1 protein-coding gene is annotated in these 752 nt (G+C 69.9%); it reads right to left on the bottom strand.

Translation table 11 applies throughout. The features are described from left to right. On the bottom strand, positions 1-751 hold a 751-nt coding region (locus tag AC1DGW_RS16815; RefSeq protein ID WP_478025191.1), incomplete at its 3' end, for a transaldolase family protein. Between the last annotated feature and the right edge of the window lies 1 nt (position 752).

Below are 752 nucleotides of genomic sequence, written 5' to 3'. Positions count from 1 at the left end.
TGCGCGGCAGCTCGCCCATGTCGGCGTCGAGCTTTTCCAGCAGGTCCGGCGAGATGGTCAGGCGGTCGCAGCCGGCCAGCGCCTCGATCTGTGCGGTCGAGCGGAACGAGGCGCCCATCACCACGGTGGACGAGCCGCGGCGCTTGAACTCGGCATACACGCCGCGCACGAACTGCACGCCCGGGTCTTCRTCGATGGTGGCCGGGGTCTGGCCGTTGGCCACGTACCAGTCSAGGATGCGGCCAACGAACGGCGAGATCAGGAAYGCGCCGGCTTCCGAGCAGGCCAGCGCCTGGGTCGGGTTGAAGATCAGGGTCAGGTTGCAGTCGATGCCTTCGGCCTGCAGCACGCGCGTGGCTTCCACGCCGGCCCAGGTGGCGGCGATCTTGATCAGCACCTTGCYGCGCGGCACGCCGGCCGCTTCGTACATGGCGATGAACTGGCGSGCCTTGGCGATGGTSGCKKCGGTGTCGTGGGCCTGGTCGGCATCGACCTCGGTGGAGACGCGGCCYGGCACCAGYTCGGCCAGCATSGTGCCCACGCCGATGGTCAGGCGGTCGACCACGGCCTTGGCGACCTCGGCGCGGTCGCCGGCCTGGRCGCGGCCCCATTCCAGCTCGCGCTCGATCAGCCCGGCGTAGACCGGCAGGTCGAGCGCCTTCTTCACCAGCGTCGGGTTGGTGGTGCAGTCGACGGGGCGCAGGCGCTTGATGGCGTCGTAATCGCCGGTGTCGGCGACGACGACGGACAGT

The organism is Stenotrophomonas sp. 05N423 (assembly GCF_056397145.1).
The sequence above is the reverse complement of the archived record's forward strand: the minus strand, read 5'-3'. Positions and strand labels throughout refer to the sequence as shown.